Annotated in this window: 15 protein-coding genes; 4 read left to right on the forward strand and 11 right to left on the reverse strand. The window is 74.1% G+C overall.

The window, feature by feature from the left end; translation table 11 throughout:
* Positions 1–21 precede the first annotated feature (21 nt).
* The 9 genes from ACFIF2_RS30495 to ACFIF2_RS30535 all read right to left on the reverse strand — a co-directional run bounded on the left by ACFIF2_RS30495 (position 22) and on the right by ACFIF2_RS30535 (position 8633).
* On the reverse strand, positions 22–1242 hold the full coding sequence (locus tag ACFIF2_RS30495; RefSeq protein ID WP_395576482.1) for a cytochrome P450: 1221 nt from the start codon (positions 1240–1242) through the stop codon (positions 22–24).
* The gene (locus tag ACFIF2_RS30500; RefSeq protein ID WP_395576483.1) at positions 1239–2471 is read right to left on the reverse strand and encodes a cytochrome P450; all 1233 of its coding nucleotides are present in this window, start codon (positions 2469–2471) and stop codon (positions 1239–1241) included. Before ACFIF2_RS30500 ends, ACFIF2_RS30495 begins: the two co-directional genes overlap by 4 nt.
* A complete protein-coding gene (locus ACFIF2_RS30505; RefSeq protein WP_395576484.1) occupies positions 2468–3088 on the reverse strand; it encodes a GTP-binding protein in 621 nt (206 codons plus the stop codon). The genes ACFIF2_RS30500 and ACFIF2_RS30505 overlap by 4 nt, the downstream gene beginning before the upstream one ends.
* Positions 3069–3416, reverse strand: a complete 348-nt coding sequence (locus ACFIF2_RS30510; RefSeq protein WP_395576485.1) for a DUF742 domain-containing protein — start codon at positions 3414–3416, stop codon at positions 3069–3071. Before ACFIF2_RS30510 ends, ACFIF2_RS30505 begins: the two co-directional genes overlap by 20 nt.
* The gene (locus ACFIF2_RS30515; protein WP_395576486.1) at positions 3413–3820 is read right to left on the reverse strand and encodes a roadblock/LC7 domain-containing protein; all 408 of its coding nucleotides are present in this window, start codon (positions 3818–3820) and stop codon (positions 3413–3415) included. The genes ACFIF2_RS30510 and ACFIF2_RS30515 overlap by 4 nt, the downstream gene beginning before the upstream one ends.
* Positions 3817–5700 carry an ATP-binding protein gene (locus ACFIF2_RS30520; RefSeq protein WP_395576487.1) on the reverse strand — a complete coding sequence of 628 codons (1884 nt, stop codon included), beginning with the start codon at positions 5698–5700 and terminating at the stop codon, positions 3817–3819. Before ACFIF2_RS30520 ends, ACFIF2_RS30515 begins: the two co-directional genes overlap by 4 nt.
* Before the next feature lie 183 nt (positions 5701–5883).
* Positions 5884–7197, reverse strand: a complete 1314-nt coding sequence (locus ACFIF2_RS30525; protein ID WP_395576488.1) for a cation:proton antiporter — start codon at positions 7195–7197, stop codon at positions 5884–5886.
* A gap of 90 nt (positions 7198–7287) precedes the next feature.
* Positions 7288–7980 (reverse strand): GAF and ANTAR domain-containing protein, encoded by a 693-nt coding sequence (locus ACFIF2_RS30530; protein ID WP_395576489.1) that lies wholly within the window; start codon positions 7978–7980, stop codon positions 7288–7290.
* Positions 7981–8201: 221 nt separating this feature from the next.
* Positions 8202–8633 (reverse strand): hypothetical protein, encoded by a 432-nt coding sequence (locus tag ACFIF2_RS30535; protein ID WP_395576490.1) that lies wholly within the window; start codon positions 8631–8633, stop codon positions 8202–8204.
* Between the two features lie 99 nt (positions 8634–8732).
* Between ACFIF2_RS30535 and nsrR the strand changes: the two genes are divergently transcribed.
* Positions 8733–9179 (forward strand): nitric oxide-sensing transcriptional repressor NsrR, encoded by a 447-nt coding sequence (nsrR, locus tag ACFIF2_RS30540; protein ID WP_395576491.1) that lies wholly within the window; start codon positions 8733–8735, stop codon positions 9177–9179.
* Between the two features lie 73 nt (positions 9180–9252).
* The gene (locus ACFIF2_RS30545; RefSeq protein WP_395576492.1) at positions 9253–10449 is read left to right on the forward strand and encodes a globin domain-containing protein; all 1197 of its coding nucleotides are present in this window, start codon (positions 9253–9255) and stop codon (positions 10447–10449) included.
* Between the two features lie 32 nt (positions 10450–10481).
* Here ACFIF2_RS30545 and ACFIF2_RS30550 read toward each other — a convergent pair whose 3' ends face one another.
* Positions 10482–10832, reverse strand: coding sequence for a hypothetical protein (locus ACFIF2_RS30550; protein WP_395576493.1), 351 nt, complete (start codon positions 10830–10832; stop codon positions 10482–10484).
* Positions 10833–11036: 204 nt separating this feature from the next.
* Here ACFIF2_RS30550 and ACFIF2_RS30555 point away from each other — a divergent pair, with 204 nt between their 5' ends.
* A complete protein-coding gene (locus tag ACFIF2_RS30555) occupies positions 11037–11720 on the forward strand; it encodes an adenosylcobinamide amidohydrolase (protein WP_395576494.1) in 684 nt (227 codons plus the stop codon).
* 12 nt (positions 11721–11732) lie between these two features.
* On the opposite strand, the gene ACFIF2_RS30560 is transcribed toward ACFIF2_RS30555, so the two are convergent.
* A complete protein-coding gene (locus tag ACFIF2_RS30560; RefSeq protein WP_395576495.1) occupies positions 11733–11993 on the reverse strand; it encodes a hypothetical protein in 261 nt (86 codons plus the stop codon).
* A 149-nt stretch (positions 11994–12142) separates the two neighbouring features.
* Here ACFIF2_RS30560 and ACFIF2_RS30565 point away from each other — a divergent pair, with 149 nt between their 5' ends.
* Positions 12143–12874: a PepSY domain-containing protein gene (locus ACFIF2_RS30565; RefSeq protein ID WP_395576496.1), complete on the forward strand. Its 732-nt coding sequence runs from the start codon at positions 12143–12145 to the stop codon at positions 12872–12874.
* Positions 12875–13010 lie beyond the last annotated feature (136 nt).

A 13010-nucleotide genomic window follows, 5' to 3' on the forward strand; every position in this document is an offset into this window, starting at 1 on the left:
CGCTGTCACGCCGTGCCGCCGTCACGCCAGCCTGACCGGCAGCTCGAAGAGGTCGTTCTGCGTGACCACCGGCTTGTTGCGCAGCTCCGACGCCGGCACCGCCAGGTCCAGCCGCGGGAAGCGGGCGTAGAGCGCGGGGAGCGCCACGCCGGCCTCCAGCCGGGACAGGGCGGCACCGGGGCAGACGTGCGGCCCGTGACCGAACGAGATGTGCCGGTTCGGCGAGGTCCGGGTGATGTCGAACGCCCCCGCCGTCGGACCGTGCGCCCGCTCGTCCCGCCCCAGCGCCCCGTACGACACGATCAGCGCGTCCCCGGCCGGTATCACCCGGTCGCCGACCGGGACGTCCTCGGTCGCGAAGCGGATCAGGACGTGCGAGGTCGGGGTCGAGAAGCGCAGCGTCTCCTCGATCACCGCCGACCAGTCCGCCTCCCCGGCGAGCACCATGGCCCGCTGCTCGGGGTGCGTGGACAGGTTGACCACGGAGTTCACGATGAGCGAGATCGTGGTCTCGTGTCCGGCGGCCACCATCAGCTGGAGCGTGGAGACGATCTCCGCGTCGGTGAGGTGGTCGCCGCCCTCGGACGCCTGGATCAGCGCGCTGGTGAGGTCGTCGCCGGGCTCGGCGCGCTTGGCGGCGACCGTGTCGGCCATGATCCCGGCTAGCTCGGTGAGGGTCGCGACGACCTCCTCGGGCGGCGTCTGCGTCGAGAAGAACTTCTCGAACAGCTCCTTCAGCCGCGGCAGCCGCGCCTCCTCGATGCCCATCAGGTCCGCGATGACGTACATCGGCAGCGGATAGGCGAGGGCCGCCTTGAGGTCGACGACGCCGTCCGCGGGCAGCTCGTCGAGCAGCCGGTCGGTCAGCTCCGTGATCCGCTTGCGCATGTGCTCCACCCGTCGCACCGTGAGCGCCTGCGCCACCAGGGCACGCAGCCGCCGGTGCTCGGCGCCGTCCACGGTCAGCATGGACCGGCCCGGGTTGGCCAGCCCGATCAGCGGCCAGTCGGCGGGGATCTCGCCGCGCTGCCACGCCCCCCACACGTTGATGTCCTTCACCAGGCGCGGGTCGGTGAGCAGGGCCTTGGCCTCCGCGTGGTGGGTGACCGCCCAGACGGGCACGCCGCCCGGCAGCTCCACGGCGGCGAGCGGTCCCGCCGCGCGCAGCCGGGCGCTCTCGCCGTCCAGGTCGGTGACGAACGGATCCAGCGGGATCCGGGCCTCTTCGGTGCCGGTCGTCATGCTGACGTGCCTCCCAGGGCAGTGGTCGGGGTGAAGCGCACGGGCAACTCGGTCAGCCCCCGCAGCCAGGGCGAGGGGCGACGGGTGAGGGACCCGGCCGGTACGGCCAGGTCGATGTCCGGCAGCCGGTCGAGGACGACCTCGATACCCGTCCGCGCGATGACCTCGGCGACCTCCTGCGCGGGGAAGGGGCAGCGGTGCTCGCCGTGGCCGAAGGAGAAGTGGGCGTTGTTGCCGCCGGTGAGCGCGGAGCCGTCGGTGCGGACCTGCGGGTCGGAGTTGGCGCCCTGGAGGCCGAGCAGCACCAGGTCGCCGGCGCGGATGCGGCGTCCGCCGAGCCGCGTGTCGCGCGACGCCCAGCGTCCGGCCACGTTCTGCGTGGGCGTGTCCTCCCACAGCACCTCGTTCATCGCCTCCGCGACGCTGTTGCGGCCGCCGAAGAGCGAGGCGGCGAAGCGCTCGTCGGTCAGCATCAGACGCAGCGAGTTGCCGATCCAGTCCGCGGTCGGCTGGTGGCCCGCGGCCAGCATCACCATCAGGTCCTGGGCGACCTCCTCCTCGCTGAAGCCGCCCTCGTCGGCCAGCATCCGGGAGGCGACGTCGTCGGCGGGCGCCGCCTTCCGGTCGGCGAGGAGGCCCGCCATCGACGTGGCCAGGTGCGTCTGGCCGGCGATGGCCCGCTCCCGGCCGTCGATCATGTCGTTGAGGGCGGTGACGAGCGCCGGACCCTGCTCGTCGGAGAAGCCGTACAGCTGGGCCAGGACCCGCACGGGCAGCAGCATGGCGTAGTCGCCCACGAGGTCGGCCTCGCCCTTGGCGCAGAGCCGGTCGACGAGTTCGTCGGCGAACCGTTCGGCGTGGCCGCGCAGGACGTGCGGGTCGACGGACTCCAGCGCGTCGCTGATCATGGCGGCGCGTTCGCGGTGCCGCTCGCCGACCGTGTAGAGGATCGACGGCTGCTTGCGGCCGATCATCGGCAGCAGAGGCCAGTCGTCGGGGATGTTCTCCCACTGGTTCCACAGGTCGGAGTCCCGGCTGAAGAGCACCGGGTCGCCGGTCACCTGGTGCAGTTCGCGGTAACCGAGCACCAGCCAGGCGGGCACGTCCCCGTCCAGCAGCACCGGGGTGACGGCGCCGTGCTCGCGTCGCATCCGCCGGTACAGCAGGGCGGGTTCGGTCTGGAAGCGGGGGCCGCTGAGCGGTACGGCGTCGGTGGCGTCGGTGCTCACACGAACTCCTGTCGGGGCTGGGCGGCGTAACACGCCTGGAGGTGCTCGACCAGCGTGATCAGCACCTGCTTGCCGGACTCGCGGGACCGGGCGTCGCAGAAGAGGAGGGGCACCCGCGGGTCGAGGTCGAGGGCCTCGCGCACAGCCTCGGGCGGGTGAGGGGGGCCGCCGAAGTCGTTGCAGGCCACGATGAAGGGCGTGCCGTGGTGCTCCAGGCGGTCGATGGCGTACCAGGACTCGTCGATGCGGCGGGTGTCGACCAGGACCACCGCGCCGAGCGTGCCCGAGAACAGCCGGTCCCACAGGAACCAGAACCGCTCCTGGCCGGGCGCGCCGAACAGGTACAGCACGTTGCGGGCGTCGAGGCTGATGCGCCCGAAGTCGAAGGCCACGGTCGTCGCGGTCTTGCCGCGCACCTCGCTGGTGTCGTCGACCGCCTCGCCGGCCCGCGTCATCGTCTCCTCGGTGTTGAGGGGGCGTATCTCGCTGACCGAGCGGACCAGGGTCGTCTTGCCGACGCCGAACCCGCCCACGATCACGATCTTCAGGCCGTTGTCGGCGGACGCACCCAGCGGTGTACGCGCTGGCGTGCGGGCGTCAGAGATTGCGGAGTCCAACGAGCACCTGCTCCAGGATGTCGGGATCGGGGACGGCGGCCGTGCGCGGGTGGCGTGCGCTCACCCGGCCGGCGGCGTGCAGGTCGGAGAGCAGGATCTTGGTGATGCTCACCGGGAGCCGCAGTTCGGCGGCGATCTCCACCACGGCGGTGGGGGCCTCGGTCAGCTCCAGGATCGCCCTGTGCTCCGACTGCATGCCGGGCGCCGGCTCGCACTCGGCGACGACGAGGGTGACCAGGTCGAAGGGGTTGCCGGGGCCCGACCGGCTGCGTCCCTGGGTGACGGTGTACAGACGGTCGGGTGCGTCGTCCCTGCCGGGGCGGCTCATGACGTGCGGGGCGGCGCGGTGAGGTGCTCGCCGAGCTGTTCGACCAGCTCGCTCATGTTGTGCCCGACCAGGCCCGCGTCGGCGTCCTCGGAGGTGACCACGGCCAGGTGCGCGCCCTCGCCCGCCTCCACGATGAACAGGATCCCACCGTAGAACTCGGTCATGGCCGAGCGGACCCCGCCGCTGCCGTCGCCGAACTCCACGGACGCGCCGTGGGAGAGCGACTGGATGCCGGCGGCGATCGCGGCGAGCTGGTCCGCCTGGTCGACGGACAGCTCCGGGGTACGGCACAGTTTGAGGCCGTCGCGGGACAGGACGAGTGCGTGCCGCGCGCCCGGCGTGCGCTCCAGGAGGCCCTCGATGAGCCAGGTGAGCTTCTCGTCGGCGGTGGTCGAGCCGGTCATGGAGTGGTGTCGCCTTCCGGGTGCGCGGGGGAGTGGGACGGGTGGTCGGGGGCCGTCTCGGCCGGGGCGGGGTCGGTCTGCGGGGCGTCGTCCCGCCGGTCGGGTCGGGAGGTGGCCCGGACCGCCTGGCGGAAGCTGCTGAAGCGGGCGGCACGCTCCTTCGCGTCGCCGGCCGGCGGAGCGGGGCGCGGCTCGGCGGACGGGCTGCCCGCCCGCGCGTGTTCGGCGGCCGCGAGGGTACGGCCACGGCGGCGCTTGGGCAGCGCGGGGACCGCCTCGACGGGCCCGACCGCGGCGCCCGCCGCGTCCGGCGCGCGGCCCGCGGAGGTGCGGGCGGTCGACGGCTCGGGGGCTGCCGGCGCGTGGTCCGGCAGCCGCTCGTGAGCCTCGATGTCGGTGGCGTGCAGCCAACCGTCGGTGTGGGGCTCGGTGGCAGACGGCGGGGCACCGGCGTGGGGTCCGGTGGCGTGCAGGGAATCCTGGGCCCCGGGCTCGGTGGCCGGCAGTGAACTCTGGGCCCCGGGCTCGGTGGCGGGCAGCCGCTCGTGGGCCCCGGCACCATCGCCGGCCGGCGTCGGCCCGGTGCCCCCGCGGCCGGTGCCGGACGCGGGCTCGGCGGGGTGCGGCGCGCCGGCGGGAAGAGCGAGTGGCGGGGACGCCGCCGGGCGGCCGGCCGCGGCCGGACCGCTCAGGATGTCCTGGGGGATGAGCATCAGCACCCCCGTACCGCCACGCGCGGACGGTCGGAAGGACACCTTCAGCCCGTACTTGGCCGACAGTCGGCCCACCACGGCGAGGCCCAGCCGGGTGCCGGTCAGACCCCCGATCCCGTCGGTCTCGCCGGACACCGCCCGCTGGGCCCGGCGCAGTTGCACCTCGCCCATCACCAGTCCGCTGTCCTCCACGGACACGATGACCCCGGCCGGCACCTCCTCGACGTACACGTGGACCTCGGCGGTCGGCGGGGAGAAGTTCGCGGCGTTGTCGAGGAGTTCGGCCAGCGCGTGCATGACGCCCTCGGCCGCGTGCCCGGCGACCGCGGCGCCGCTGGCCGAGTGGACGCGCACCCGCTGGTAGCCGGCGATGCGGCCCATCGCGCCGCGCAGGATGGACTCCATGCGGATGGGCCGCGCCCACCGCCGCCCGGAGCGGGCACCGGTGAGGACGGCGACGGAGTCGGCGAGCCGGCCCGCCTGCGCGGTGCGGTGGTCGAGGTGCAGCAGGTCCGCCAGGACGTCCTCGTCGCCGTGCCGTTCCTCCATGGCGCGCAGGTCGGCGAGCATGCCGGTGGCCAGCGCCTGCATCCGGGCGGCCGCGTTGGCGGTCGCGGCGACGGCGGCGGCGCGCTCACCGGTCGCCCGGTCCAGCCGGGCCCGCAGCCGCGCGGTGTCCTCGGTGAGCCGGGCGACCTCCTGGTCCCGCAGGTCGGCGAGTCGCGCCCGCTCCTGCTCGAAGCCGGCGGTGAGCCCTTCGCGCTCCCGGCCGAACTCCGCCGCCAGACGCTCCCGTTCGCCGGCCGCCTCGGCCCGCAGACGCTCCCGTTGGCGCTCCGCCTCCGCGCGCAGGCGGTCCTGTTCCCGCCTCGCCTCCTCGGCCAGCCGTGCCCGGTCCTGGGCGAGCCCGGCGGCATCCGCACGGGCGGCGTCGAGCAGACGGCGTGTGGCCCGCTCCCGCCGCACGGCGTGCACGGCCACCGTCACGGCGACGCAGAGCAGGATCGCCGCGGCACTGCCGCCGAGGCCGAGCGGAAGCCGTACCGAGGCGGGCGCGGCGGCGACGGCCCCGCCGACGGCGAGTGCCGAGACCACCAGGCAGGGCAGGGCCACGGAGGCGAGAGCACGGGAAGCGGATCGGTCGCCGGGGCGGGCGGGCGCGGTCATCAATCGGGTCCTCGCCAGGCCACCGGGGCGGCCCTCGTGTCGTCCATGGGGGCGCGTGTGCGCTGTCGCACGGCACACAACTGGCGATCACTATACGAGAGTTCGTGATCGAAACGAGAGGGGTTGGCGCTCAATTGGCGACCATTCCCCAGCCACTCGCGTCAGTTCTGTCCGCGCGGGGCGTCACAGGCGCTCGCCGGCCACCTCGGCCCCGTCAGGCGCCCGCCCGGCATCCCCGCGGCCCCGGGCCCGCAGCAGCCGCAGCCGGTCCAGTCGGGAGATCGCCGGGGAGGCGGTCACGCCGTGCAGGACGACGGAGGTGACCACGGTGAAGGCCACCACGGCCCACAACTCCCCGGCGGGCACGTGGAAGCCCTCCGTGCCGAGCGCGTGGGCGAGGTAGAACAGCGAGCCGATGCCACGGATGCCGAAGAAGGCGGTCACGAGGCGCTCCCGGGGGCCTGCCGCCGTACCGAACTGCGCGGCCCAGCCGGTCAGCGGCCGGGTGACGAGCAGGAGCAGCAGACCGACGGCCGCGCCCCGCCAGGTCAGGTCGGACAGGGCGCCCTGCGCGACACACACGCCGAGGAGGAAGAGGATCCCGGCGGTCAGCAGCCGTTCGATCTGCTCGACGAAGTCGTGCAGCACGGCGTGGTAGCCGTGGTCGCGTTCGGCGGCACGGATGCGGCAGGCGGTGACGAAGACGGCCAGGAAGCCGTAGCCGTGGGCGAGTTCGGTGATGCCGTAGGAGAGGAAGGTGGCGCCGAGGGCGACGAATCCCTCCCGGTGCTCGGACAGGCGTACCGACCGCCGGCCGGCGCGGAAGAACAGCCAGCCGAGCAGCTTGCCGACCGCCAGGCCCGCCAGCACGCCGACCACGCATCCGTACAGCACGTCGACCAGCAGCCAGTGCCCGACCCAGTCGCCGGACACGCCCGTGCCCGCCGCCGCGGCCAGCGCGGTCGCCGCCATGACGACGGGGAAGGCGAGGCCGTCGTTGAGCCCCGCCTCGCTGGTGAGCGCGAACCGTGCCTCGTCCTCGTCGTGCTCGGAGTCGGTGGGCGCGCCCACCCGCACCTCGGAGGCGAGCACCGGGTCGGTGGGGGCGAGGACGGCCGCGAGCAGCAGCGCGGCGGCGGGCGGCCAGTCCAGCAGCCACCAGGCCAGCAGCCCGGTGACGGCGACGGTCAGCGGCATGGTGATGCCGATCAGCCGCCAGGTGGCCTGCCAGCGGCGCGCCCCGAAGGGACGGTTCAGCGCGAGCCCGGCGCCCATCAGGGAGATGATCACGCAGATCTCGGCGAGGTGCTCCACCCACACCCGGTCGCGTACGAGGTCGATCTCCGGCAGCGGCGCCGCCATCAGGTGCAGCGCTACCCCGCCGGCCAGGAAGACCAGCGGCATGGACAACGGCCGCCCGGCCACCAGCCGGGGCAGCACGGCCGCGGCGAGCGCACCCGCCCCGAGCACGGCGAAGAGGAAGTCGGCCAAGGTCATCGCTGACGTCTGCCCGCTGCCCCCGGCCGCATGCCCCGAGTCCCCGCCGGGGCCCGGTCGTCCGGCCGAGGGGCCGCCACCGCGGGGTGTTCAGGTGAGGCCGCCCTCCTCGCAGACCCGGCGGGCGACCTCGCGGAGTTTCACGTTGCGGTCCTGCGAGTACCGGCGGAGCGTGGCGAAGGCCTGGTCCTCGGTGAGGCGGTGCCGGCCCATGAGGATGCCCATGGCCTCGCCGATGGTGTGCCGGGTGCCGATGGCCTCCTGCAACTGGGCGTGCGTACGGGCGCTGGAGAAGGCGACCGCGGCGTGCGAGGCGAGCAGCCAGCCCGCCGTCTCGTCGGACTCGGTGAACGCGCCGGGCCGGAAGGAGTAGAGGTTCAGCGCCCCGAGGTTCTCGTCCTCGGTGAAGAGCAGGAAGCCCATCATGCTGCCCAGGTTCAGCTTGCGGGCCTCGGGTACGTACTTGGGCCACCGCCGCGCCTCGTGGGTGAAGTCGGCGATCCGGAAGTGCCGCTGCCCCGCTGCGGTGCGCGCCGCGTCGAAGCACGGGCCCTCGCCGACACGTCCCTGGAGCTCGTCGCTGTCGACGACCACCTGGTGGGTCGGCGCGAGCGACCGCACCTGCTTGTCGCGCAGGACGAGGATGCCGGCGGCGTCGCAGTCCTCCACCAGTTCCGTGGCCGAAGCGGTGATCCGCTCCAGCGTCGCGTTCACCGATTCCTGGGCGAGCAGATCCCGTGCCAGCGACGCCATCTGCTGCGCGAACCCGCGCCAGTCCTCCATACCGTTTCCTCTCGTTCCCGGCACGAGTGCCCCGAGGGCGGCGGGCGCACCGGACCGGCGCCCAAGGAGACCAGGACGGCGTCGACCGAGGTGGTGCGCAAGCCCACGTCCAGCTTGGTGCGGACACGGGCCGGGTGCGACTCGACGGCGCCCGTGGTCGGCCCCGACGGCTTCCCCGGCCGGCCGGGACCGCGCCCGTCCGGCCGTCCGGCCGCCCCGGCTCAGGCGCCGCCGGGCCGCAGGCGGTCCGCGTCGCCCGGCGGCCGGATCCGCATCCCCGGACGCCGCCGGTGCACCGTCAGGTACGTCACCCCGTCCGGGCCGGCGACGACGGCCCGGGTCGAGCCGTGCGGCAGCCAGGTCAGGACGCCCGCGCGCAGGGGGCTCTCCCCGTCGGTGCCGACGAGGAGAGCCTCGCCGTCGAGGACGAGCAGCAGGACGTCGAGGTCCGGTTCGGTGTGCGTGCCGACCCGTCCCTCCGCCGGGAGACGGACGACGTTGGCGTCCAGCTGCCGGCCCGGTTCGGCGAGCTTCCACAGCGCGCCCGCCCGGGCGCCGCCGTCCGGGGACGGGAGCCGCGCGGTGTCGCACAGCACGCGCGGGTGGGGCGGGCGCGGCGTCTGCGCGGGGGAGCCGTCGTCTTCCGCTGCCATCAGGTGTCACCGTCCGTCCCGCGTCGCGTGACGCACTCCACAGGGCCATCGCCGTAAGTAAACACGACTCCATTATGCGTATTTGATAGCGTCCCGGCTGTGCGGCTGACGAAGTTCACCGACCTGGCGCTGCGTTCCGTCATGCGCCTGGCGGTCGTGAGAGACGGCGACGACCCGCTGACCACCCGCGAGGTGGCCGAGGTCATGAGCGTGCCGTACACGCACGCGGCGAAGGCGGTCACCCGCCTCCAGCACCTGGGCGTCGTGGAGGCGCGGCGCGGCCGCGGCGGCGGGTTGGTGCTCACCGGTCTGGGGCGTCACGCCTCGATCGGCTGGCTGGTGCGCGAGCTGGAGGGCGACGGGGAAGTGGTCGCCTGCGACGGCGATGCGCCGTGCCCGCTGCGGGCGGCCTGCCGGCTGCGCGGTGCGCTCCGGGACGCCCAGGAGGCGTTCTACGGCGCGCTCGATCCACTGACCGTGGCGGACCTGGTGGCCTCGCCGACCGGTCCGGTCCTGCTCGGCCTGACAGACCGCCCCACCGGATAGCCGGTGGGGCGGTCTGCCAGGCGCCGACCCGCGACCCAAAACGCGAATATCACTCACCGATTAAGGAGTCGCTGTGCTCTCCGAACAGTCAGTCCCCGTGGTCCGGGCCACCCTCCCGGCGGTGGGCGCGGCCATCGGTGACATCACCACGCTGTTCTACCGGAAGCTGTTCGACGCCCACCCCGAGCTGCTGCGGGACCTGTTCAACCGCGGGAACCAGGCCGGCGGCGAGCAGCAGCGGGCCCTGGCGGGTTCCATAGCCGCGTTCGCCGGCCTGCTGTTGGAGCGCCCCGAGGCCCGTCCGGACGTGCTCCTGTCCCGGATCGCGCACAAGCACGCCTCGCTGGGCGTCACCTCGGACCAGTACGAGGTCGTCCACCGCCATCTGTTCGCCGCGATCGCCGAGGTCCTCGGTGACGCCGTCACCCCCGAGGTCGTCGCGGCCTGGGACGAGGTCTACTGGCTGATGGCCAACGCCCTCGTGGCCATCGAGACCCGCCTCTACCAGCGGGCCGGGGTCGCCGAGGGTGCGGTCTGGCGGCGCATGGAGATCGTCGAGCGGCGCCGGCAGAGCACCGACGCGGTCTCCTTCGTGCTCCGGCCGGCCGACGGCCGTCCCGTGACGCCCTTCCGTCCCGGCCAGTACGTCGGCGTCCGGTGCGAACTCCCGGACGGCGCCCGGCAGATCCGCCAGTACAGCCTGTCCGCCGCGCCCGGGCGGCCCGACCGGCGCATCACCGTCAAACGCGTCCAGGGCGACGGCCGGCCCGACGGCGAGGTCTCCTCCTGGCTGCACGCGCACGCACGCGAGGGCGACGTGCTCACCGTGTCCGAGCCGTTCGGCGACCTGGCCCTGGAGCGGGGCGACTCCCCGCTGCTGCTGGCCTCAGCCGGGATCGGCGTCACCCCGATGCTGTCCGTGCTGGACCACCTGGCCACCACCGGCGACAGCCGCCCGGTGACCGTCGTCCACGCCGACCGCAGCCCCGCCGACCACGCCCACCGGCAGGAGCACCTCGACCTGGTGCGCGCGCTGCCGGGCGCCCGGCTCCACCTCTGGTACGAGGAGCCCGGTGACCAGGCGCCTCACGCATCGGCCGGGCGCGCCGATCTCACCGGCCTCGACCTGCCCGCCGGGCTCACCGCCTACCTGTGCGGACCGCTGCCCTTCATGCGCGCCGTCCGCGGCGACCTGCTGCGCCGCTCGGTGCCCGCCGAGGCCGTCCACTACGAGGTCTTCGGCCCGGACCTCTGGCTCGCCCGGCTCTAGCGGGCGGGCGGCCGCCGAGATCCGCGCGGGCGTTAGGCCGCTGCGGTGAACGCGGTGGTGATGGCGGTGTCGACGCGGGCGTGCACGACCAGGCGCGGACCGGAGCTGTCGGCGTTGTTCTCCAGCAGTCGCCGGACGGGCGCGCTGTGCGTGACGACGCACATCAGGACGCCCAGCCGGCCGCACCACTGGTGGGCGCGGAGCACGGCGCTGACCGCGGCGTGACCGGCGGCCTGATCGGCGAGGACGATGACGACCGGCGTCGGCTGATGGGCGTCCACCAGGTTGGTGATGTGCGTGGTCAGCGCGGCCCGCCCGTCGATTCCCGGGTCCTGGTCCACCGTGATGACCAAAACCCCACGCTCCAGTGTGTGGGACAGCATCGCGGCCTCCGATCGGTCGCCTGGCGGCGAGGTTGTGTTCAGTGAAAGTGCCCGGCCCCGGGTCCGCAACGCGCCCGTGACCGAGGCGGCCGGCCCGTCCGGTGCGCTCCCGCGCTGAGTACGATCGCCCGGTCCGCTCCCCGCCCCGTCCTCGCCCCGCGCTCCCGTTTCCCCCTCCCTCGTCGCCGCAAGGAGTCCCGACCCGTGCCCGCCCTCCTGCCCCCGCCCCGTACCGGGTCCCCGCTGCTGAACCCGGAGCGTCTGACGCGTGAGGAGGACGGTGAGCGGCTGCACGCCCTGCTGTGGCGGCCGGGACCGGGCTGGCGGATGGTCAGCAGCGCGGTGCTGGGCGGTGGGATCGCGGAGCGGGCATGGGTGCTCAACGCCCAGGTGTCGCACGGCTACCGGCGCACCGACCCGGCCCGGCACCTGGCCGGTCTGGCCCGCGCCGCCGGCGCCGGCGGGCCGGGGGTGGGTCTGATGACCGCGGCCGACGTCTCGGCCGCCGGCCACGCGCGGGACGGTGGCGTGGAGGCCGTCGTCACCGCGGGCGTCTCGGTGCGCGGCTGGGCGGCCTCGCCCGGGGAGGGCGCCGCCGGGGCCGCCGCCGTGGGCACGATCAACATCGTCGCGGCGCTGCCCGTCGCGCTGAGCGACGCCGCGCTGGTCAACGCCGTGACGACGGCGACCGAGGCCAAGGTCCAGGCGCTGCTGGAAGCGGGCCTGGACTGCTCCGGCACCCCCACGGACGCCGTGTGCGTCGCCGCCCGCGCCCCGCGGGCCGGCACCGAGGTCCACTCCTTCGCCGGTCCCCGCTCCGAGTGGGGCGCCCGGCTGGCCCGGGCCGTGCACCGGGCCGTGGGGGCGGCGCTCCCCGCCCGCGCGTGAGCCGCGGGTCCGCTACAAGGACACCCTGCGCCGCGCCGCGAGCGTCCGCAGCGCCAGGGCCGCGGCGAGGAGCACCCAGGCCACGACGCAGTACGCCCACGCGGTCGCGCCCCGCGCGACACCGACGAGGGCCCACACGGCCCAAAGGGCGAGCACGACGCACAACGCCGTCCACGCGATGTCGGAAAGGCGGGTGCGCAACTGCGCGCGCTGCCGAGTGCCCGGTTCGAGGTCACCGGGACCGCCCCCGTCGGGCGCCTGCCGCTCGTCCACGTCGGACTCCTTCCGGAAGATCGCTGAACAGTGAACTGCGGATACCCGCGCGGAGGTTGTTCAAGCGGGGCGCCGACCGTGTCCGCCATTGCGGTGGTTTTCCACCCAAACCCGTATGACAAGCAGGTCATACGGTTACGGACAGCAGCATGAGCTCTGTGCGACGTCTCCCGCCTCTTCGTTCGATGGCCGCCATCTGCGCCCTGGGCAGTTCCGTCCTCCTGATGACCGGCTGCACGAACGCCGACACGACACGCTCCAGTGTCGCCGAGGCGGCTCAGACCACTTCCCCCACCGGATCCCCCACCAACACCGCATCCCCCTCCCCCTCCCTGAACGAGGACCAGGCCGAGCGCAAGGCCCTGGTCCCGATGGCGAAGGTCACCTGGGACAAGGCGGCCGACACCGCCGTCAAGGAGGTCCCCGAGGGCAAGCTCGTCGACCTCGAACTCAAGCGCACCTCCGCCGAGGCCACCGCGTCGACCGGCTCGCCCAGCCCGAGCATGCCCAACCCGGCCCCCAGCCAGGGCGCCCCGGAGTGGGAGGCCAAGGTCGCCGCCCCCGACGGCACCGTGCACCGGATCGACGTCGACGCGGTCTCCGGGAAGGTCTTCCGCACTCAGGCCGAGGACCAGGACGCGGACGACAAGCAGCAGGTCGCCGACCGGCTGAGCAAGGCGACCCAGACGCCGGAGCAGGCCGTCAAGGCGGCCACCGGCAAGGCCAAGGGCACCGTGACCCACGTCGAGCTCGACGAGAGCGACGACCAGAAGGTCATGTGGTCCGTGGACGTCGTGTCGACCGACAACTGGGACAAGGCCACCGTGGACGTGGACGCCACCAACGGCAAGGTGCTGCGCCAGGACGTGGACACCGACTGAACGCGGCTCTCACGTACCGCGTGACGTGCCGGTGAGCACGCAGGCGCGACGGGAGCGGAACGGGTGACGTCACCCGTTCCGCTCCCGTCGCGCGTGCCCGGGGCGTCACGCGGTACGTGAGAGCCGCGTTCAGTCG

Source organism: Streptomyces sp. BK79 (assembly GCF_044142145.1).
GTDB lineage: Bacteria > Actinomycetota > Actinomycetes > Streptomycetales > Streptomycetaceae > Streptomyces.